The following is a 20,755-nucleotide window of genomic DNA, read 5'->3' on the forward strand; positions in this document are numbered from 1 at the left end:
AATAAAATTCTTCTATAATTTATCATTTATCCTTTTTTAAATCCTAATCCAAATCCTACAAGGAATGAGGTTCCAAAGGATATTGAATGTGCAAGTCCAATAATCTTATCCCCAAAAACCAATATTGAGTTTTCAAGATTTCCAAGCAATGCTGAAAATGCCTCTTTATTAATACTTATAACACCTATTTTAGCTAAGTAAAGTAAGCTTAATATATAAATCCCTATTAAAAATGCTACTACCTTTATAGCCTTTTTTGCAGCCCATCCAACTACAAATCCAATAACAAATCCACTACCTATATCTGGAAAAAATTGAGTAATATCCATAAATAATCACCTTACTAATTGCATTAATTAAAAATTTCTTTAGCTTATAATATATAAAAAAGTTTCTTCTAAGAGTGATGTCTATGAAAACATACATTGGGAAGATTCATTTAAAATGGTGTAAAAACTGCAACATTCCATTATTAGGAAGAGTTTGTGAAGTTTGCGGTTCAAAAGCAGAGGAAGTAGAATTAACTCCCCCCGGAGACCCAAGATTAGGATTTCAGTATGATATTGACTTTATAAATAAAATTATAGAAGAAGAATTTGGAGCTAAAAATGTGTTAAATGGAAAAATTATTTTACTAAATAAACTTCCGGGTAATGAGGAAGCTTACGAAGTTATAGTCGATGGAGAAGTTAAATACCTAATTTACTTTGATGAAAATAAGGAAAGATGGAAAATTAAGTTAAAATTAAATGGAGCAAGGGATTTGATAGAAAAAGGGGCTTATAAAAAAATAATTAAAATAAAAAATGATGTTGTAGAAGTTTTGAAAAATAGAAAGGGTTCTGTTTTAAGACCTGGGATAGTTGAATTTACAGATGATATTGAAGAAAGAGATGATGTAATAATAGTTGATGAAAATAATAGAGTTGTAGGTGTAGGATTAGCAACTGTTTCATCTGAAGAAATAAAAAACATGGAAAAAGGTAGAGTTGTTAAGGTTAGATTTTTTATTAAAGATGATGAAGAAAATTATGAAATTAGAAAGGTTTATGATAGCTTAGAGGAAGCATTTGATTTAATGGTTAAAGCTAATAAAGGAGTTATAGATGCATTTGAAAGAAATGCCCTTGGATTTATAAAAAACACTTATGAAAGAATAAAAAAGCCCGTTATGGTAGCATTTTCTGGAGGGAAAGATAGTTTAACCACCTTAATTTTAACATTAAAAGCTTTAGGAAAAGATATTGATGTTATATTTATTGATACCGGCTTAGAATTTGAGGAAACGTTAAAAAACGTTGAAGATGTTGAAAAGCATTACGGCATTAAAATAATTAAATTAAAAGGGGAAAATTTCTGGAAAAAAGTTAAAGAATATGGCATTCCAGCAAGAGATTATAGATGGTGCTCTGAGATTTGTAAATTAGAGCCATTAAAGAGATTTATTGAAGAGAATTATGAAGATGATGTCTTGGCATTTGTTGGGGTTAGAAAATATGAAAGTTTCAATAGAGCTACTAAAAAAAGAGTTCATAGAAACACATACATTAAAAAACAAATAAATGCTCTTCCAATATTCCATTGGAGTACTTTACATGTTTGGATATATTTATTGAGAGAAAAAGCACCTTACAACAAATTGTATGAGAAAGGTTTTGACAGAATTGGCTGTTTCATGTGTCCAGCAATGGAAATGGGAGAAATGGATAAAATAAAGAGGGAGTTCCCAGAGTTATGGGAAAAATGGGAGAGGGTTTTGAGAGAATATGCTGAGAAACATAACTTGGGAGAGGAATGGATAAAGAAGGGATTGTGGAGATGGAGACATAAACTTTAAATATCCTTCCCTCTATATAGGGAAATAATTATAAAATCTTTCCCTACAAAGAGTGAAAGCATGGATGAAAGGGAAATAATTAAAGCAATCATTAAGGAGTATCAACAAAAAGAGATGCATTTAATTCCAAGAGATGTAAAGTTACCAAAAACTAATAAAGCATTAGTTATTATAGGAATTAGAAGGTCTGGAAAAACATCTTTACTTTTTGATGTGTTTAAAAAAACAAATAATGATATATTTTTCCCATTGGATGATGATAGGGTCTTTCCGCCAACAATAAAGACACTTCAAGAGATTGTAAAAGTTGGTAAGGAAATTTATCCCAATAAAAGAATAACATTCTTTTTTGATGAAATACAGGAGGTTGAAAACTGGGAGGTTGTTATAAAGAGATTGACTGAAAGAGAAGGGCATAAGGTTTATTTAACTGGTTCATCCTCTAAGTTGTTATCAAAGGAGATTGCTACACAGTTAAGAGGTAGATGTTTGAGTGTAGAGCTATTTCCATTATCATTTAAAGAGTATCTAAGATTTAAAGGATTTGAGTTTGATGATATTTTAACTGAGCAAGATAAAGCTTTAATTTTAAGATATTTGGATGATTATCTAACTTATGGTGGATTTCCAGAGGTTGTTATGGAGGAAGAGAATAGGGAAGAAATTTTGAGGGAATATTTAAGAACAATCATATTTAGAGATGTTGTTGAAAGATATGGCATAAAAAATATCCAAATTTTAAAGCTATTTGTTAAATTTTTGATAAATGCTCATACTAAAAAAATCTCTATAAACAAGTTGGTTAATTACTTTAAATCAATGGGGATAAAAGTTAGCAAAAACACTTTATATGAGTATTTAAGCTATCTAAATGATTGTTACTTTATCTTTCCACTAAAAAAATTCTCATATAGCTTAAGGGAAATAAGTCAGAGCATGTCAAAGATTTATGTTATCGATAATGGATTTATTAGGATTTTCGATATAAAGCATTCAGCTGATAAAGGGAAGTATTTAGAAAATGCTGTTTTTGTTGAGTTGAGGAGGAGGGGCTTTATTGAGAACGAAAACCTATTTTATTATGAAGATAGTGACGGAGAGGTCGATTTTTTAATTAAAGAGAATGAAGAGATAAAATGCCTAATAAATGTTTGCTATGACTTAAACTTTGATAATTATGATAGAGAGGTTAAAAAATTTGTTAAAATTGGGAAAAAGCTAAAATGCAGTAATTTAATGCTAATAACTTTTGATTGTGAGGATATTATTGAAGAGAATGGTTTTAAAATTAAGGTAATTCCATTCTGGAAATGGAGTTTATTTAAATAGGACTTTTGCAGGAATAAAATTTTTATTGAATGGAAATGCTTAAAGGCATCCAAATTCCTTATTAGATATATAAACTGCGAAAGTCCTATATCTTTCCTTATAGAGAGGGAAATAATTATAAAATGTTTACCTACAAAGAAGGAAACTTTAAGGGAGAGTATGAAAATTGGTGTCGTCATCCATGGGCCTGAAATTGTAGATAGCGGCTATGCATTAAAAATTATTAATTTATTGAAGAAGTTTGGAAAAGTTAAGGCTAAATTAGGAGGAACTATGGGAAGAGTAGCTGTTATAGACAACAACTTACAAGATATTATAGATATATCCGAAAAATTGATGCCATCTCAATCATTAAAAAAATTGGCAGATAATGATATCCTAATTTTAATGAACTATGGAAAATCAAAGATTACTGGACATACGTTTGGAAAAATTGTCGTTGAGAGGGCTAACTTAAATAAACCAATAATTCAAATTGAAAGGCCTGGAGAAGAAGATGGAACAATTATTATTTGGAATGATGACGGCTCAAAAATTGTTAAAGATGTAACTAACTATCTATCAAAAGAATTAAATTTAAAGATTGAGAGATGTATAAGTAATGGCTTAGAGGTTTGGGAAGAAAATGGAAGAGTTTTTAGAAAGGTTCATGGTGTTGATGTTGGTGAAGCAATATTAGTGAATGGTATTGTTGTTGGAAAAGCTAAAAGTAAAGAAGTTATTTTAGTTGCTGAGAATGGGGAGATAGTTGATATTATTGGAGGGGAGTTAAAAGAAGGAGGAGTTGAAAAATTAAAAAATATTGATTTAAAAAAAGCTGTAATAAAAACTGGGATTTTAAGGAGGCATCCAACAAATCCAAAAATCAAAAATAAAGAAGTTGATAAAGGTTACGTATTAATTGTTAATCATGCTGGGGAAGATGTTATAGAGATGATAAAAGATAGAGAGATTTTGGCAGTAATAACAATTGGAGACGATACTACAACAATATGCGGAGATATTTTAGCAAGATTTGGAATAAAAATTTTGGGTATTACAGATGGAGACAAGGACGATATATTAAAAAATCCAATTATATTAAAAGGTTCTGTAATATTTTTAATAAAAAATATGAGAGATGATGATGCTGGAGAAATCTTAAAGAAAAATCTAAATCTTAACAAAAAATATAGCTATCAAGAGCTTTTAGATGAAGTTAAGAAAATATTTAATGATAACAATATTTATTATGAAGAATTTGTTTATTAATTTAATTTAGCCAATAATTCCAGAAGTTTTTAGTGAGATTATAAGATTCACAACAGTTAATGCGATTGTTATATAGAGTAGAGTCTTAGTGGAATTTAATGAATTAATTATTGCTTCTTGAGTTTTTGATAATGATTTAACGCTATTGCTTAAATTTTCAATCTTTTTACTATGATTTCTTATAGTATCTTCCATGATACTATGTCTATTATTCATTTTAAGTGAAGATTCTTCTAAAGAATGTTTTATATCCCTCATTTCATTTTTAACAGTTATTATTGCATTGTATGTGTTTTCAAAAGATTCTCTCATACTTTCTGCAAAATCCAAATATTCTTTCAATTTCTTTTCTAATTCATCTAATTCTGAGATAGATACATTGATTTTTTCATTTGTTATCTTTAATCCGTAGTGTATCTCAGCAATATAGTTGTTAATCTCAGAAATTAGATTATTAAGTTTTGTTATAATTTCATCTAATATAATTTCAGTTTTTAAAACACTTGAAGAGCTTTTATCAAGTTCTTCTATTAGTTTATTTATCCAATCTGTCTGTTTATCGTTTTTCATTTCAATCACCCAAAAATGACCAAACAAAACCCCACACCACTAAATTTTAAGATAACAATAAATATTAATAATAATTTATAACTATAACATAATAAATTAATATAAATTAATTAAACGCTAACTTATTTAAAGTTTATTAAAATTTCCATCAAAATCATAACTCTTCACTAATTTTTGAAATAGGAATAACTCCCTCTCTAATTGGTATTATTTTATCATCCTCTATTTTAATAATTGTAGAAGGTTTTGAATATTTGCATTTGCCTATATCAATAACATAATCTATTTTTTTTAACACTTCCTCATCTATCTCATCTACAGCAGTAGGGCTTTCTTTTCCGGAGATATTTGCTGAAGTGGTTGTTAAAGGAACTATAGATAGCTCTCTAATAACAGGCTCATCTGGTATTCTTATGCCAATATAATCTTTAGCTACAATATCTGGAATTAATGGTTTTTTCTTTAAAATTATCGTTAAAGGACCTGGAAGAAATTTATCAATAATTTTTTTAGCTAAATCATTCACATAGGCATATTTTTCAATCTCTTTCTTATCTTTAACACATATTGATAAAGGCTTATTGAAATCTCTCTTTTTTATTTGATAAACTTTTTTTACAGCTTTTTCATCTAAGGCGTTTGCTGAAATACCATACAATGTATCAGTCCCACAGATAATGATTTTTCCATTTAGCAACTCTTCCTTTAAAAAATTTAATATTTCTGTTCTTTCTTTTTCATCAAGTTCATATATTTTTATTATTTTATTTTTTAGCTCCATAGTTCTCCCTTTAATCATTATAAAGTATTATAGCACCATATCTACAAGCCTTTACACAATCCCCACACTTTGTGCAATTCTTTTCGTTTTTAACAACAATTCTGCTATTTTCAATGTCAAAAACATTATTCTTACATGCTCTATAACATGACAAACAGTTTTTGCATTTGTTGTAATCAATCTCAATTATTTTATCTAATTTCTTTCTAATATCTTTTTTAGTATCTTTTTTGCTATTTCCTTTAAATATGCTTAAAATTTTGGATAGCATTTTATCTCACCAAAATATATAATTAAAGATATTATCCGATAACAGCATGTTTTAAAGCATCTTTACAAATACATTTTCTCTCTCCAAAATCGTAATTTATGAACTCTTCAACAACCTTTAAAATTTTATCCTCCATCTCTTTTATTGCTTCTAAAACTTCATCAACGGTTAAAATATTTTTTGATATTCCACATGCATAGTTTGTTATATTGCATAGAGATACATAGCACATTTCCAATTCTCTCGCTAAAACAACTTCAGGATAACCTGTCATACCAACAACATCTCCCCAGTTTTTATATATTTCAATCTCTTTCTTTGTTTCAAATCTCGGTCCTTCAGTGCAGACATAAACTCCTTCTCCATAAGAGAAGTTATTTTTATCTAATATAGATTTTAAGACATTTCTCAAATCTGGACAATATGGCTCTGTCATGTCAATATGAACAACCTTTCCCTCATCGTAAAAAGTTTCCTCTCTCTTTTTTGTAAATTCAATAAAATCATTTGGAATGAAAAACATTCCAGGCTTTAAGTTTTCTTTTAATGAACCAACTGAATTTATAGCTAATATTCTCTCAACACCTAATTTTTTTAAAGCATAGATATTGGCTCTATAATTTATTTTATGTGGTGGGATATTATGCTTTACTCCATGCCTAAATAACAAAACTACTTCATTTTCTTTATCAATCATAACCTTAGCTTTTCCATATTTTGTATCAATAACTTCCTCTTTATCTCCTTTTAATATTCCCGCAATCCCTGTTCCTCCTATTATACCAATCACATTATCACCAAGATATAGGATGTTAAAAATAACAAACTATAGTTTTTTGCAAAACTTATTAAAATTAAAAAGGCATATTTGAAGCTTTTCATGTATGAAGAGCTTCATACCTTCCTCACTAATTCCAAGATATTTTAACAACCATAGGGCTTCGCCCTATTGGTATACCCAGTAATTTTTTGATGAAACTTTTTCTAAAAGTTTCTTTCAAGACATTTTGCAAAAAACTATAAAATAAGTTCATTAAATAGCTTAAAATAATTTTCTATTCTAAAAATCTACAAAAAATTTTTATTAAAAACTTTAAAAAAGGCATTTTTAAATGAAATTAATTTATTGAAATTAATTTATAATGCCTTTTCACCTTCCTCTTTAGTTCTCACTCTTACAACCCTCTCAACTGGAACAACGAATATCTTTCCATCTCCTGGGTTTCCAGTTCTTGCATTTTCGCAAATAATGTCAATAACTTTATCTACATCCTCTTCTTTTACAACTAACTCAATTTTGACTTTTTGTAGCAAATCGACAATGTATTCTCTCCCCCTATATCTTTCAACTATACCTCCCTGAACTCCTCTACCCTTAACCTCACTAACAGTCATTCCAACATATCCGGCATCAGATAAAGCTTTTTTAACAATCTCTAATTTTTCAGGTCTTATGATTGCTTCAACTTTTTTCATAATTTCAACCTCATTTTGTAATTTTTTAATTATGTCTTTTAAAATCAATTTTAGGTGCTAATTATTTTTATTTTTATCTAAAAGGAAGTAAGAAACCTTATTCCTTAGTAAATTATATATTTCACCATTTCTATTAGAGGAATTAGGAAGATGGGTAGTAGGCAAGATAATTCCTACAAAATTTGTGAGGTGGAATAATGGAAGGTGTTGATGTATTCTTCTTCTTATGGGCTGCATCGTTAATATTTTTCATGAAGGCAGGGTTCATTGCGTTAGAGATTGGACAGTTTAGAGCTAAAAACGTTGCATATCATTGTGTTTTGAAATTGTTGGATTTGGCTGCAGTGTTTATTGGTTATTTGTTTATTGGTTATGGAATTGCTTATGGTTTAGAAAATATAATGCCTTTAATAACAGGAACTTTTGATGCTGATTTAGGAGCATGGTTTATGAAGATGGTTATGTTTGCTGCTGCTGCTGTAACAATTATAACTGGTGGTGTTGCTGAGAGAATAAAAATCCTTCCTTACTTTATAGGGGCTTTAATTGTTGGAGGTATTTTGTATCCAATTGTTGAACACTTGGTTTGGGGCGGAGGTTTTGCAAACTTAGGAATAAACTTCCACGACTATGCAGGAAGTGGTGCTGTCCATTTATTTGGAGGATTGGTAGGTTTAATGGCAGCTTATGTTTTAGGTCCAAGAATTGATAAATATGTTAATGGAAAACCACAGGCAATTCCAGGACATAACATTCCAATAGCTGTTTTAGGGGCATTTATTTTAGCATTTGGATGGTATGGATTCAACATTGGTAGTGCCGCAAGTATAGCAAACGGTGTTGAGTTAGCAAGTGTAGCTTTAGCAACAACAATGGCTTTAGCTGGAGGTATTATAGGAGGGTCTTTAAGCTCAAGAAACGACCCTCTCTACACAGCTAACGGTATGTGTGCTGGTTTAGTAGCTGTTTGTAGTGGAGTTGATTTATTCACACCAATTGGGGCATTTATAGTTGGTTTGTTGGCTGGAATTCAGCAACCATTCACATATAAGTTTATTGAAGAGAAGTTAAAGATTGACGATGTTTGTGCTATAGGTCCAGTCCATGCTATGAGTGGTTTAATTGGTGTTATATGTGCTGGAATTCCATTCTTATTGAAAAATGGGGCTGAAGTTTCATTTATTGGACAGGTAATTGGAGCTATTGTTATAGCATTAGTTGCAATTGTCGGAGGGTTAATTATTTATAAGGGATTAGATTTAACAATTGGTCTAAGAGTCAGCAAAGAAGAAGAAAAAATTGGTTTAGACACTGCAATATTGCAAACAACTGCATATTCAGAAGAATAAATTCTTAAAATTCTTATTATTTCTTATTATTTTATCCATTCTGATATTAATTTTTTTAATTGCTAACCGATTTCCTTCGATAAAATATTTATATGATTTTTAGATTTTAGATATTCAGCCAAAATAACAATTTAAATAATAATACTTTATATTTGTGAGAACATGGAGCTTATGATAGCTATTGGTTATCTTGGGTTAGCTTTAGTCCTTGGTTCTTTAGTAGCAAAAATTGCAGAAAAGTTAAAAATTCCAGATATACCGTTATTATTGTTGTTGGGTTTAATTGTAGGTCCTTTTTTACAAATAATACCATCAGAATCAGCTATGAAAATTTTTGAATATGCGGGGCCTATAGGGTTGATATTTATTTTATTAGGTGGAGCATTTACGATGAGAATTTCATTACTTAGAAGAGTTATAAAGACAGTTATAAGATTGGATACAATAACGTTTTTAGTTGCATTATTTGTTTCGGGGCTTATTTTTAATATGGTTTTAAACCTCCCTTATACCTCTCCTGTTGGATATTTATTTGGAGCTATAACATCTGCAACAGACCCAGCAACATTAATTCCAGTATTTTCGAGGGTTAGAACAAATCCTGAAGTTGCTATAACGTTAGAGGCAGAGAGTATTTTCAACGACCCATTGGGTATTGTATCCACAAGTGTTGTTTTAGGATTAATTGGTTTATCATCCTCAACAAATCCAGCGATTGATTTAGTTGTGCTTGCTGGAGGAGCTATTTTTATTGGAATATTATTAGCTAAGATATATGAAAAAATAGTTATACATTGTGAGTTTCATGAGTATGTTGCCCCATTAGTTATTGGAGGGGCAATGCTTATTTTATACGTTGGAGATGACTTACTGCCAAGTATTTTTGGCTATGGATTTAGTGGATACATGGCTATTGCTATAATGGCTTTATGTTTGGGAGATGCACTATTTAAAATGGCTGAAAAACATGAGGATTATGAGTATGTTGTTAGATTCTGTGATGATTTATCTTTATTAGCAAGAATATTCATCTTCGTGTTTTTAGGAGCATGTATAAAGTTGAGTATGTTGGAGAGTTATTTCATTCCGGGCTTGTTGGTAGCTCTCGGCTCTATATTCTTAGCAAGACCTCTCGGTGTTTTTATTGGGTTAGCTGGTTCAAAACATTCATTTAAAGAAAAATTATATTTTGCTTTAGAAGGGCCAAGAGGGGTTGTTCCAGCTGCTTTAGCTGTTACTGTTGGTATAGAGATTTTAAAGAATGCTGATAAGATTCCATCATCAATAACAAAGTATATCTCACCAACAGACATTGCAGGAACAATAATTATTGGAACATTTATGACTATATTGTTGAGTGTTATCTTAGAAGCTTCATGGGCGAGGGTTTTAGCATTAAAATTGTTAGGAGAGTATAAACCAAAATACAAAGAGGAGATACATCATCATTAATTAAAATTTAATTATTTTTGTTGGTGAAATTAATGATTATTGAAGGTAAAGTAGTTTCTGGACTTGGAGAGGGAGGATATTTCTTATCTCTTCCACCTTACAAAGAGGCATTTAAAAATATTCTTGGCTTTGAACCTTATGAAGGGACGTTAAATCTAAAGCTAAATAAAGAATTTAATATAAATAAATTTAAATATATTGAAACAGAGGATTTTGAATTTGAAGGTAAAAAATTCTTTGGAGTTAAGATTTTACCAATAAAGATATTAATAAATAATAAAGAAATAAATGGGGCAGTAGTTGTGCCGAAAAAAACATATCATAGTAGTGACATTATAGAGATAATTGCTCCAATAAAACTTAGGGAGCGGTTCAATTTAAAAGATGGAGATGTCATAAAAATACTAATTAAGGGAGATAAAGATGAATAATGTAGAAAAAGCTATAGAAGCATTAAAAAGGGGAGAAATTATCTTAGTTTATGACTCAGATGATAGAGAAGGAGAGACCGATATGGTTGTTGCTTCTCAATTTATAACACCAGAGCACATAAGAAGAATGAGAAAGGATGCTGGAGGGCTAATTTGTACAGCTTTACATCCAGACATTTGTAATAAATTGGGTATTCCATTTATGGTTGATATATTAGAATTTGCATCTCAAAAATTTAAAGTTCTGAAAGAGCTTTACCCAAATGACATTCCTTACGATGAAAAATCATCATTTTCAATTACAATAAACCATAGAAAGACATTTACAGGAATTACTGATAAAGATAGGGCATTTACAATAAAAAAATTAGCTGAATTAGTTAAAGAAGAGAGATTTAATGATTTTGGAAAGGAATTTAGAAGTCCAGGGCATGTAACTTTATTAAGAGCTACTGAAGGGCTGGTTAAAAATAGACAAGGGCACACTGAAATGACTGTAGCTTTAGCAGAGATTGCTAATTTAGTGCCTATTACAACAATATGTGAAATGATGGGTGATAATGGGGAGGCGATGAGCAAAAATGAAACAAGAAAATATGCTGAGAAGCATAACTTAGTTTATCTAAGTGGAGAGGAGATAATTAATTACTACTTAGAAAAATATCTAAAAGAATAAAAATTCTGGAGAACCAATTATTTTATTTTTTCTTAATTTTTGATTTTTTGTGATTTTTAACATTTTTAATGGGAGATATAATGGACAGGCATGTAATGGAAGCTTTGGGAAAGGCAAAGGTTATTATTGAAAATGGAAAAATAGTTGAAGTTACAGAACCAAAAATAAAATACTGCCCACTGTTTGCTAAACATAGAGGAATAAAGGAAATAACAAAAGAAAGTATAAAAGAAAATATAGAATTTAGAATAAAAGATTTTGGATTATTCACAAAAAATAGGATTGTTGAAGAAGATAAATTTATAGTTCCTTTTGGAGCCTCCGAAATTTTAATGAGTGCATTAAAAAGAAAAGTTGTAGATGTTGCTGTTATTGTATCTGACTGTGCTGGGACTGTTATAACTGCAAATCCAAATTTAGTTCAGGGACTTTGTGGAAGAATTTCTGGGATTGTAGAAACTTCTCCAATCCTGGAAGTTATAGAAAAGATTGAAAAAGCTGGAGGTATTGTTTTAAATAAAAAAACTGCTGAAATTAATCAATTTGAAGGTGTTAAAAAAGCTATTGAGTTAGGTTATAAAAGAATAGCTGTAACTTTAACAAACTTAGAAGATGCAAAGAAATGCAAATCATTAGAAAATGATGAAATAAAAATATTAACTTTTGGCGTTCATTTAACTGAAATTGAGGAGAGTAAAGAAATAGCCAAATATTTTGATTTAGTAACTGCCTGTGCATCAAAGGTTTTAAGAGAAAAATTGAAAGGTAAAATAAAAGCACAAATTGGAAAAACTATCCCAATATTTGCTCTATCTGACTTTGGAAAAGAGATTTTATTAGAAAGAGCTAAAGATTTAGATAACATATTAATAACTATTGAAGATTTGCCAGCATTAAGTGATAATCAGCCAAAGCCTCTGATTTAAATAATTTCAAACTTTTAGATTTCTATACGGGTTATTTACTTCCACTTCGCTATTTTCTTCTAATTTTGAGTATTATTTACCTCTAATGTTATATTTAATGTATTATTTAATATGGATTCATTTACCAATGAGTTATTAATTGTAGCTTCAACTTCCTGTTTTTCTTCACTTTCATATTCAGATTCGCTTTCTTTATACTTGTGTCCATATTCATACTTGTATTCGTATTCATATTTACTTCCATTTTCGTATTCATACTCTACTTCGGTTTCATTCTTTATTTCCTCTTCATCTCCTTCATCTTTCTTCTTGTTCTTTACTTTCACTTCTAATTTTAATTTTTCGTCCTTACCTTTTACATGTAATTTAAGTTTTATTTTTACCATTTCTTTGTTTTCAATCTTTAACATTAACTTATATGCATCATCATAATCTTTCTCTTTAAGCATTTCCTCAAGGTCTTCTAACTCATCTTCCAAATCTTCAGTATCTACACCTTGCTTTTTCAAGACTTTGATTTTTGCTTTTAATTGTTTTATTTTATTTTCCAAAACCTTTTCTAATGCATGTTCAGGGACTACATTTACTTTTACTTTAACTCCATGCTTTTCTAATTTCTTTGCAATGCCTGTTAAATTCACTGCTGGACTCTCAACAACTTCAACCTCTTCAGGTTCCAATTCATCCACATTAACTGTTAAGTTTACCCCATTTGTCAATATAACTATGGTATCTTCACTAATGTTGACTAAAACTCCAGAATTTCCATGAACAACAACTACTTTTTTCTTTTCTTTTAACTTTTCTTTGAATTTTTCTATAACTTCTTTGTTTGTCTCATATCTGTCCTTACCTGCAACTCTTTCAACTTCAATACCAAGATTTTCTAACTTTTCAACGTATTCTTCAGGAACGGCTACAGGCCCTCCAATAATTATAACTTGCTTTGGGTTTAATTTCAATATCTCATCAACTACACTCTCGTTGTAAATCCCCCAAGGTGTTACAACAACTTTTGTATCGTTAAATAATGAAGCAATGTTCATTGCACTTAAGTAATCTGCCTGGTTGTCACTTACCAATATAACATTTGTTGCAGATACTGCAGGGACCAATAAGGCGAGTAATAATAAAAGCAGTTTTTTCACCATTTTCATCACCAATAAAGTATTTTTAAATTTTTATATTTTAAAATGCATTATTTTAACCATTTTTACAATTAGAATTATGTTATCATGGTTAAAATAGATTATTCTCTGTCATAAGTTTCGTACTAAAAAACAAAAATCCAAATATAAAAATAGATAAAAGACAAAACAATTATTTATCTTCAATCAACTCAATTACAGCTTTTTTTAATGATTTTCCATTTGGACAGTTTATTTTTTCATTTAGAATCTGTTTTATTTTGTATTTTTCTCCTTCTTTTATCCCATCAGGATTGCAAAAGTTATAATACTCACAATCAAAATTCTCACAAGCTATTGGTTCGTGATTTAAAACAACCCCTTCAAGTGCTTTTTTTGACTCAATCATAATTGTTAAATCAGCTAACACTACCTCAACTACCTTAACTCCTCCCTCATGAACCATACAAGGATGGTTTGCTGACCTAACTGAAATTATTTTATATTTCCTCCCAGCTTCCAAATTTCCATGGCATAATCTTTTAAACTTACAATTTTTACACTCTTCAATCTCGCCTAAATAGATAAATTCTCCTCCCGTCTTTGCTAATTTGCTACCAATTAAGGTTATTTTGCTCTCTTTGCTCATGATTATCCCAAATCATAATTATAATATAAAATATAACAAAACTTTAATATCAAGTCCTAAAATAAATGTGTTTCTATAGTTAATCATCAAAAATTTATTATAAATAAAGAATGTTTAATAGGACTTTCGCAGGAATAAAATTTTTAAAGGAAAGTTGATGCCTTTGGCATCTAAGTTCCAAAGAGTATATATAAACTGCGAAAGTCCTATTTAAAAACCCTTAAAGGGGCTTTTATATGTTCAATATAAATATAGTTAATTTGATGATTGACCATATTTTCCAAAGAATTTAGATGCTAACTCTAAATAATACCTTCCAAGCTCTTCCCTAAAATAATTTAAATCAAGATATTTGGCTTTATGGTCTTCTAAGTAAATAGCTCTATCTCCTAAAGCAGTTAATAAATCCAACGAACTTGTTACTATAATAAAAGAGCTATCTCCAAGTTTTTCCCTATTTTCCATGATTATTTCAGATAATGACTTAACACCTTCAAACCACTTACTTAAAACACCACTAACCAACAAATTTACAGCCGAGTTGTCTTCATCTATCAAAATAAGCTTAGTTTTATTTTTTATAGACCTCTGTATTTGGTAAGCCATATACATTGAACCAGAAGCAGTTCCATAAACAGCTTTTGGACTTCCTTTAATTCCTGAAGGTAGCTTTTGGAAAAATAGACTTATATCTTGCCCACTCATCTCCATACTCCCTGTTGATGCTTTGGATAAGCTTTTAGTAGTTATAATAAACTCTCTCCCATCTCCAATTAGGTGGTCGTCTCTTCCACTATCTATTGCCTGTAGAAGGGTTGTTTTCCCCTGAGCATTTCTTCCAGTGATTATAAATATCTCTCCCTTCTTTATTCCCAATCCTTTAACTTTCTTACCATATTTAAGCTCTATCTCTATTGGTTCAAGTTCTTCTGGACATTCAAATGGAATATTTACCTCTTTAGGTCCTGCTATTCTATAATGTCTCCTAACATCAGTATATTTTCTTGCTGGCTTTGAATCATTAGATATAAAGCAAACTAAACCAAGTTCATCCAATTTGTCCCTAAGATATTTTTGATTTATTATATTTTTAGCTTCATCAATTAATAAATCAATTGAAATGTTTTTAATAAATTTATCTAAGTCATTGCAAAGCTCATTGATTTGTTTAACAATCTCTTTAGCGTCTTTTTCTTTAAAAATCATCCTAAGTATTAAATATATCTTATCTCCTTCAATGTAGTTGTATTTGTCAGCTCTCCACAAATCATACCCTAAATTTAAATCACAATTCACTACAGTTAAGGGTTCATATAAAGCTTTATAGATTCTACCAAAATATCCAGCTAATTGTAAGAATCTCTTTTTCTTAATTATTTCCTGCTTTATTTCTTCAATAACTCTTTGTGTAGCCCCCTCTATTCCCTCTCTATATTCAGAAAGTTTTAAAAAATTTTTATTTTCAAAAACAAATGGAAGAACTACCTTTATATTACCGTCTGGCTGTTTTACAGCATAATATAATCTATTTTTGTTACTTTTGGTTAAAAGAGATGTATTTAGAAATTCATTCCCTTTTAAATTGTTTATAATCTCATCTACAAACATAATGACCCCTTAAATAATAAATAGTGCCTCTCAGACAGTGCCGATATCTTCATCCCAAAAAGGTCGGTGGGGGTAACTTTCATCATTGAGGCATTATGAATTATCCAAACAACTCATTAATATTTTTTCCTTGTTTAATATCTTTTCTGTATGCTTCTAATAACAGATTCTTTTCTCCTAAAAACTCAGCAACTGTTTTAAAATCAACGTTTATTTTTTCCCTAAACTTTTTATCTCTTAATAAGTGATGGTCAATTATAAGCTCAGCCCCTGTATTTTCAACTATGCATTTTAAATTTTCGTTAGTTTTTTCTAAGTTTTTCTTTCCGTATCTGTGCATTAAATATGTTGGTGGCCCTCCTATAAGTATTAGGTTAGGTTTTTCTTTAATTATATACTCTCTAATATCATCAAACAATATTCCTTGAGTGTCAGAAGTGTGCATAAACTTAAAATTGCCTTCTTTAACTGTTGTTATTAAAACATATCCTAACTTATCATCTCTCCCGTGTGGGAATGGTGGGGAAAATTTTATTTCTGTCTTTCCAAATTTAAAGGTTTTGTTGTCAGCAAATTCTATCTTTTTTGCAATATCTTTAGCATTTTCTAAGAATTTTTTTGCTCTATCCATTTGGCTTTTATTTATAAATTCAGTAGGATGCTTTATTAACAAAATCTTATCTTTATATAGTTCTTTAGCATAATCCTTTGACTCCAAGTATATGTCATCAAAAAATGGTGTATAATGGTCGTAATGGTAGTGAGAAATTGTTATAATGTCACATTTTTTTGCATAGTCATTAATTTTATTTCGCATTTCTTTCAATTTCTCAAATTCTACATCATTTGGTTTTAAACCATATCTATCTGGTGCTAAAGCAACTCCAGGGTCTATTAAAATCCCCACATCCTTTGTTTTAACATAAGTTGCCAAAGACCTAACTCCTAAGCTTTCAGAAGCTAAAGGAATAATCTCCATAGTCTCACCAACATGAAAAAATAATAAAGTAAATTTTTAAGCCCTCATCTTAAAGAAATCGCTTAATTTAACTTGCTTACTTTTGTCATTCTCAAATATTGAATTTATTCCCTCCCTAATAATTTTTAATCTTTGTTTTATATAATTATTTACATTGTATTCTTCAGCCATTTTCTCTGCAACATCCATATATTTCTCAACTGCTCCTTTTGAGACAGTTAATATTAAGTTAGAGCCACATTTTGGACATTTTCCTCTCAATGGAATTCTTCTATATTTAGCTCCACACTTACATCTCACAGCCTGTCTTGAGAAAGCTCTTAAATTTCCAATCAAATCAGGGATAAAGTGAGATTGTATCACTTTTTCAGCAACATCTCTCTCGTCTGTAGCTCTAATCTTTTTAGCTACTGAAAGTTGGGAAGTAGTTTTTTCTAACATTGAGCCTAAGGTTTTGTAAGCACAAATTTTCGGCCCTAAATCAATTCTTGAAGTTTCGTGTGTATAGCCAATCCCCTCATATTGCTCTGGCTTTCCTAATCTATCTTCAACAGTCTCCATAAACTCCTTAACTTCTTTTGGTGAAGGCATTTCAAGGGTTTTTTCATAAAATTCTAAAGGATAGCTCCACATTGTATCCATGTTATGAACTTCCCCATCAACTTCCTTTGGGTCTAAGATTGTTGTTAATACCAGTGGTGCATCCATCTGTCCTCCTCTTTTATCTGGCAGGAATTTTTTAGAGAAGTTCAAAAACGCGTCTAATAGCAAAAAGAAAGAATCTTCGTCGCCGTCACAGTTTCTTCTCTTTGCAGCGTGGAAATAAGGGTGAGCATATCCAACATTCGCTTTTGTGTATCCAATAATTCTTCCAACCATTCCTGCTGATGTGTGAGGTGCCATACCAATAACTAAATGCCCAATTAAATCCTCTTTTTTCTTTACATTGTAAAATCTCTCCATATTATAAAATTTCTCCAATAAATCATCTATAAAGTTTGCTACCTTGACAAAATACTCTGCACAACTTTCTGGAATAATTACATCTTGTGGCTTTAGCTCAACAACTTGCTCTCCATCAACCAATTCATTGCCATAAATATCTTTGTCATAGCCAAGTTCTCTCAATTTTTCAACAGTAACGTTTATTTCATTTGGTTTAAAGTGAGTTACTGGCACATCTGTACAATCAAATCTTGTAGTTCCATCTTTAAAGACATAAACCTCATTCATCGCCCTCAATATAGCTTTTTCTAATGGCTCAACAATTTTCTGCTTTGAAGTCATCCCTTTAATACACTTTACATCTCCTGGCTTATTTATTCCCAATCTCTTTAAAGCAGCATACCAATAATCTTTTAATGGGGCTTTAATTTTTCCAAAGGTATCTAATTCTACCTTAGTTCCACAGAATGGACAGACTCTATATAAAGAGATTTTTCCACAATTTGGACATCTTGTGTAAGAAACATCAATATCATCCGTGTTATTCTCTTCAACTGCCTTGTTTATCAATCTAACTTGCCCTCCAGCATTACCTATTGGGAACAGCCCATTAACTGGGGGCTTCATTTTTCTTGGTGCTGCCTTCTCTGGCCTTCCCATCCTTGCTCCAACATAGACATAGGTGTTTCTTCTAACTTCAAAAGGTGATAATAAGTTTATGAGATGCATGCTATTTTTGGCTGTTTTTAGAATTTCATCTATATTTTCAACTAAATCTTTTTTATTTTCAACATCAAAGCCCAATGAGTAGAGTAAAGGATAATATTCTTTAATTATAACCTTTTTATTTCTAACTAAATGACAGCAACCAATTAATTCTAAAATTCTTTTTGCTTTTTTGTCATCTTCTGTCTCTAAATCAACAATCCAAACCTTTTTCTCTTCAAAATTATCTTCTTTTCCTTTTAACAGCCAATTTCTTAATAAGATTATATCTTCCTTGCTAACATCGTGCCAATGGTATGTAAATCTTGGATGCAATGGAGTTTTTGTTTTTAAAGCAAATTTAACAGCTTCTTCAGGCTTTGGATTTTTTATGAACTCTTTATCGTACTCTATATTATTAGCTATCAATAGCTTCTCATACCACTCTTCACACCAACAGCTTGGCAATAAAGGATGATTATTCTCTAAGAAATCCCCATAATTAACTAAAACATCTCCTAAGAATAAAATTTCCTCAACTCTATCTCTAACCTCTATAGCTTTCTCTATTGTATCAACTCTAATAACATCTCCATTTTTTAGCTTGACAATTGGTGGTTCAATACTATCAACTGGCACAACGCAAGTAGCTTTTCCCGGCCTCTCAGTTTTTAGCTGAGTTCCAACAGCCATGAATTCATCTACCAAATACATTAAAGCAGGGTGAAATCCTTGAGTAGCAAAGCCAGTGTTTCTACTTCTTCCATATCTCAACCTAAATCCTCCAACCTTTGATGGATGGGCAAATACTGGTCTTCCAGCAATAACTTCACTTATAAACTTTTTATTTGCCTCTATCTTAACATCTCTCCAGTATCCACTTATCTCTTCTTCCTCTTCTTCTATTTCTTCTTCATCTACTTTTTCCTCCTTTTCTTCTTCTTTTTCTTCTTTTTTACTCATTAAATCCTTAAGCCAATCCCATCCTTCTATTCCTAATTTATCAACATGTCTCAATATTTTAGGAGCTTTTAGCAAGACCCCCTCAACCAAAACTAATAATGCCCCTCCCCTTAGTTGGTTTGTCTCTACCCTCGGCAAATCCCTATGCCCAGAAACTTCTACATCATCAGTAGCCTCTCCAGTAATCTCTATAGGGATATTTCTTATAGCTGTTCTAATCTCATCAGCTGTTGGGTTGTATTGGAAGCTCCCAACTTCTGATTGGTATAGCTCAACCTCCTCAACATATCTTTCAATCTCATCCTCTGTTGGTTTATATCTATCTAACCCCATTGCCTTTCTAACAAAATCTCCAACTAATACAGATAAAGCTTGAGCAGTCCCTCCAGCACTTCTTATAGGCCCTGCATAATAGATAGCTAAATATTCAGTTCCATCTGGGTTTTTCTTTATTTTAACATCTGCAATTCCCTCTAATGGTGCAGCAACAATCCCTTCAGTTAATACAGCCAATGCAGTTCTAACTGCTTGCTCAGCTTTCTTTTCCTTATCAAAGTTTCCAAATTTTCCTTCTACAATTTCTTTAGCTATTTCCAACGCAGCTGGCTCTTTACCTAACTCTTTAACCAATTCTCTAATTCTCTCAGCCACGCCTTTCGGCCCAACTAATCCCTCAACCCTATCAGCCATATCAGCAGCTAAAGGAATTTCAACTTCATCAACTGGGTCAAATCCTTTTTTTCTACACTCTTCAGCTATTTTGTAAATTTTTTTAACTTCACTAACAATGTTTTCAAAATATTTTTTCATGTTTTCAGAGCATGCAACATGAACCATAACAATCACGTAGTTAAATATTTTTGAAATTTGATAATTTTCTTTCACTTATTTTATTCTCAACTAAGTATAAGATATTTACCATTTATAAATTAAATTCAAATATTTGCAACTAATAGAAATTATCTAAAAATTTAAAGGAATAAACATAAAAGAGAAACCACATAAAATAAAATAGATAACATTAACACATATTATGGGCACTAAATATTTTTGGGGGATTGTAATGTTAACTGGTTTAGTTGTGGCTTTATCTTTCGTAATATATTTAATAATCATACCGTGGATTGTTGGCTGGGCTATACTAAATAAACAGTATGGTAAAGAAATTGATTTTATAAGTTCCTATTATTTTTTAGACAAAAATTTAACAAAATCTGAAAAAATAAAAATAGAAGTCATTAGAGCTATTTTAACTGTTCCAATATTTCTTATTTATCTTAAACTATCAAAGATAGATGCTTTATTAGGATTTTATGAGTTAATATTTGGAGTGATAATAATAGGAACGATTAATTTTGTCCTACTAAGACATTACTTAAAAAATAAAGAAATTCATATAATTCCTATCATTGAAAAAAGCAAAAATTGAG

20 protein-coding genes are annotated in these 20,755 nt (G+C 30.4%); 9 read left to right on the forward strand and 11 right to left on the reverse strand.

All coding sequences use genetic code 11. The features are described 5' to 3' along the window. Positions 1-26: 26 nt before the first annotated feature. Positions 27-329 carry an FUN14 domain-containing protein gene (locus JH146_RS02615; RefSeq protein WP_048201564.1) on the reverse strand — a complete coding sequence of 101 codons (303 nt, stop codon included), beginning with the start codon at positions 327-329 and terminating at the stop codon, positions 27-29. Positions 330-412: 83 nt separating this feature from the next. Between JH146_RS02615 and JH146_RS02620 the strand changes: the two genes are divergently transcribed. The 3 genes from JH146_RS02620 (at position 413) to JH146_RS02630 (ending at position 4,417) form a co-directional block, all read left to right on the forward strand. After that, the gene (locus JH146_RS02620; RefSeq protein WP_048201565.1) at positions 413-1,837 is read left to right on the forward strand and encodes a phosphoadenosine phosphosulfate reductase domain-containing protein; all 1,425 of its coding nucleotides are present in this window, start codon (positions 413-415) and stop codon (positions 1,835-1,837) included. Between the two features lie 60 nt (positions 1,838-1,897). Next, positions 1,898-3,166 (forward strand): ATP-binding protein, encoded by a 1,269-nt coding sequence (locus JH146_RS02625; RefSeq protein WP_048201566.1) that lies wholly within the window; start codon positions 1,898-1,900, stop codon positions 3,164-3,166. 159 nt (positions 3,167-3,325) lie between these two features. Beyond that, positions 3,326-4,417, forward strand: coding sequence for a DUF2117 family protein (locus JH146_RS02630; RefSeq protein WP_048201567.1), 1,092 nt, complete (start codon positions 3,326-3,328; stop codon positions 4,415-4,417). A gap of 6 nt (positions 4,418-4,423) precedes the next feature. On the opposite strand, the gene JH146_RS02635 is transcribed toward JH146_RS02630, so the two are convergent. The 5 genes from JH146_RS02635 to glnK1 all read right to left on the reverse strand — a co-directional run bounded on the left by JH146_RS02635 (position 4,424) and on the right by glnK1 (position 7,515). After that, on the reverse strand, positions 4,424-4,987 hold the full coding sequence (locus JH146_RS02635) for a coiled-coil domain-containing protein (protein WP_048201568.1): 564 nt from the start codon (positions 4,985-4,987) through the stop codon (positions 4,424-4,426). Positions 4,988-5,141: 154 nt separating this feature from the next. Further along, the gene (locus tag JH146_RS02640; RefSeq protein WP_048202590.1) at positions 5,142-5,768 is read right to left on the reverse strand and encodes an L-threonylcarbamoyladenylate synthase; all 627 of its coding nucleotides are present in this window, start codon (positions 5,766-5,768) and stop codon (positions 5,142-5,144) included. A gap of 10 nt (positions 5,769-5,778) precedes the next feature. Next, positions 5,779-6,039 (reverse strand): ATP-binding protein, encoded by a 261-nt coding sequence (locus JH146_RS02645; RefSeq protein WP_048201569.1) that lies wholly within the window; start codon positions 6,037-6,039, stop codon positions 5,779-5,781. A 31-nt stretch (positions 6,040-6,070) separates the two neighbouring features. Further along, positions 6,071-6,829 (reverse strand): S-methyl-5'-thioadenosine phosphorylase, encoded by a 759-nt coding sequence (gene mtnP / locus JH146_RS02650; protein WP_048201570.1) that lies wholly within the window; start codon positions 6,827-6,829, stop codon positions 6,071-6,073. 347 nt (positions 6,830-7,176) lie between these two features. After that, positions 7,177-7,515: a P-II family nitrogen regulator GlnK1 gene (gene glnK1 / locus JH146_RS02655; protein ID WP_048201571.1), complete on the reverse strand. Its 339-nt coding sequence runs from the start codon at positions 7,513-7,515 to the stop codon at positions 7,177-7,179. A gap of 197 nt (positions 7,516-7,712) precedes the next feature. Here glnK1 and amt point away from each other — a divergent pair, with 197 nt between their 5' ends. The 5 genes from amt (at position 7,713) to JH146_RS02680 (ending at position 12,349) form a co-directional block, all read left to right on the forward strand. Continuing rightward, positions 7,713-8,864, forward strand: coding sequence for an ammonium transporter (gene amt / locus JH146_RS02660; RefSeq protein WP_048201572.1), 1,152 nt, complete (start codon positions 7,713-7,715; stop codon positions 8,862-8,864). A 162-nt stretch (positions 8,865-9,026) separates the two neighbouring features. Continuing rightward, positions 9,027-10,316 carry a cation:proton antiporter gene (locus tag JH146_RS02665; RefSeq protein WP_048201573.1) on the forward strand — a complete coding sequence of 430 codons (1,290 nt, stop codon included), beginning with the start codon at positions 9,027-9,029 and terminating at the stop codon, positions 10,314-10,316. A gap of 32 nt (positions 10,317-10,348) precedes the next feature. Beyond that, positions 10,349-10,747, forward strand: coding sequence for a CTP-dependent riboflavin kinase (gene ribK / locus JH146_RS02670; protein WP_048201574.1), 399 nt, complete (start codon positions 10,349-10,351; stop codon positions 10,745-10,747). Beyond that, positions 10,740-11,423: a 3,4-dihydroxy-2-butanone-4-phosphate synthase gene (gene ribB / locus JH146_RS02675; protein ID WP_048201575.1), complete on the forward strand. Its 684-nt coding sequence runs from the start codon at positions 10,740-10,742 to the stop codon at positions 11,421-11,423. Before ribK ends, ribB begins: the two co-directional genes overlap by 8 nt. 80 nt (positions 11,424-11,503) lie before the next feature. Next, positions 11,504-12,349, forward strand: coding sequence for a methanogenesis marker 8 protein (locus JH146_RS02680; RefSeq protein ID WP_048201576.1), 846 nt, complete (start codon positions 11,504-11,506; stop codon positions 12,347-12,349). 59 nt (positions 12,350-12,408) lie between these two features. Here the strand turns inward: JH146_RS02680 and JH146_RS02685 are convergent, their stop codons facing one another. From JH146_RS02685 to JH146_RS02705, 5 genes are all read right to left on the reverse strand, one after another. Next, positions 12,409-13,500, reverse strand: coding sequence for a cell wall-binding repeat-containing protein (locus JH146_RS02685; RefSeq protein ID WP_236953676.1), 1,092 nt, complete (start codon positions 13,498-13,500; stop codon positions 12,409-12,411). Positions 13,501-13,669: 169 nt separating this feature from the next. Continuing rightward, positions 13,670-14,125 carry a UPF0179 family protein gene (locus tag JH146_RS02690; RefSeq protein ID WP_048201577.1) on the reverse strand — a complete coding sequence of 152 codons (456 nt, stop codon included), beginning with the start codon at positions 14,123-14,125 and terminating at the stop codon, positions 13,670-13,672. Between the two features lie 255 nt (positions 14,126-14,380). Beyond that, complete coding sequence (locus tag JH146_RS02695; RefSeq protein WP_048201578.1) at positions 14,381-15,733, reverse strand: P-loop domain-containing protein; 1,353 nt, start codon at positions 15,731-15,733, stop codon at positions 14,381-14,383. 100 nt (positions 15,734-15,833) lie between these two features. Continuing rightward, the gene (locus tag JH146_RS02700) at positions 15,834-16,712 is read right to left on the reverse strand and encodes an MBL fold metallo-hydrolase (RefSeq protein ID WP_048201579.1); all 879 of its coding nucleotides are present in this window, start codon (positions 16,710-16,712) and stop codon (positions 15,834-15,836) included. Positions 16,713-16,748: 36 nt separating this feature from the next. After that, on the reverse strand, positions 16,749-20,162 hold the full coding sequence (locus JH146_RS02705) for a DNA-directed DNA polymerase II large subunit (protein ID WP_048201580.1): 3,414 nt from the start codon (positions 20,160-20,162) through the stop codon (positions 16,749-16,751). Positions 20,163-20,388: 226 nt separating this feature from the next. Here JH146_RS02705 and JH146_RS02710 point away from each other — a divergent pair, with 226 nt between their 5' ends. Next, on the forward strand, positions 20,389-20,754 hold the full coding sequence (locus tag JH146_RS02710) for a hypothetical protein (protein ID WP_048201581.1): 366 nt from the start codon (positions 20,389-20,391) through the stop codon (positions 20,752-20,754). Position 20,755 lies beyond the last annotated feature (1 nt).

Source organism: Methanocaldococcus bathoardescens (assembly GCF_000739065.1).
Lineage (GTDB): Archaea > AGJL01 > Methanococci > Methanococcales > Methanocaldococcaceae > Methanocaldococcus > Methanocaldococcus bathoardescens.

Coding starts and splice junctions, on each gene's coding strand:
- JH146_RS02640 (WP_048202590.1), bottom strand. CDS start 5,768: ATGGAGCTAAAAAATAAAATAATAAAAATATATGAACTTGATGAAAAA.
- JH146_RS02635 (WP_048201568.1), bottom strand. CDS start 4,987: ATGAAAAACGATAAACAGACAGATTGGATAAATAAACTAATAGAAGAA.
- glnK1 (WP_048201571.1), bottom strand. CDS start 7,515: ATGAAAAAAGTTGAAGCAATCATAAGACCTGAAAAATTAGAGATTGTT.
- JH146_RS02685 (WP_236953676.1), bottom strand. CDS start 13,500: ATGGTGAAAAAACTGCTTTTATTATTACTCGCCTTATTGGTCCCTGCA.
- JH146_RS02705 (WP_048201580.1), bottom strand. CDS start 20,162: ATGGTTCATGTTGCATGCTCTGAAAACATGAAAAAATATTTTGAAAAC.
- JH146_RS02630 (WP_048201567.1), top strand. CDS start 3,326: ATGAAAATTGGTGTCGTCATCCATGGGCCTGAAATTGTAGATAGCGGC.
- JH146_RS02700 (WP_048201579.1), bottom strand. CDS start 16,712: ATGGAGATTATTCCTTTAGCTTCTGAAAGCTTAGGAGTTAGGTCTTTG.
- JH146_RS02620 (WP_048201565.1), top strand. CDS start 413: ATGAAAACATACATTGGGAAGATTCATTTAAAATGGTGTAAAAACTGC.
- JH146_RS02690 (WP_048201577.1), bottom strand. CDS start 14,125: ATGAGCAAAGAGAGCAAAATAACCTTAATTGGTAGCAAATTAGCAAAG.
- JH146_RS02625 (WP_048201566.1), top strand. CDS start 1,898: ATGGATGAAAGGGAAATAATTAAAGCAATCATTAAGGAGTATCAACAA.
- ribB (WP_048201575.1), top strand. CDS start 10,740: ATGAATAATGTAGAAAAAGCTATAGAAGCATTAAAAAGGGGAGAAATT.
- JH146_RS02645 (WP_048201569.1), bottom strand. CDS start 6,039: ATGCTATCCAAAATTTTAAGCATATTTAAAGGAAATAGCAAAAAAGAT.
- ribK (WP_048201574.1), top strand. CDS start 10,349: ATGATTATTGAAGGTAAAGTAGTTTCTGGACTTGGAGAGGGAGGATAT.
- JH146_RS02695 (WP_048201578.1), bottom strand. CDS start 15,733: ATGTTTGTAGATGAGATTATAAACAATTTAAAAGGGAATGAATTTCTA.
- JH146_RS02710 (WP_048201581.1), top strand. CDS start 20,389: ATGTTAACTGGTTTAGTTGTGGCTTTATCTTTCGTAATATATTTAATA.
- JH146_RS02665 (WP_048201573.1), top strand. CDS start 9,027: ATGGAGCTTATGATAGCTATTGGTTATCTTGGGTTAGCTTTAGTCCTT.
- JH146_RS02615 (WP_048201564.1), bottom strand. CDS start 329: ATGGATATTACTCAATTTTTTCCAGATATAGGTAGTGGATTTGTTATT.
- amt (WP_048201572.1), top strand. CDS start 7,713: ATGGAAGGTGTTGATGTATTCTTCTTCTTATGGGCTGCATCGTTAATA.
- JH146_RS02680 (WP_048201576.1), top strand. CDS start 11,504: ATGGACAGGCATGTAATGGAAGCTTTGGGAAAGGCAAAGGTTATTATT.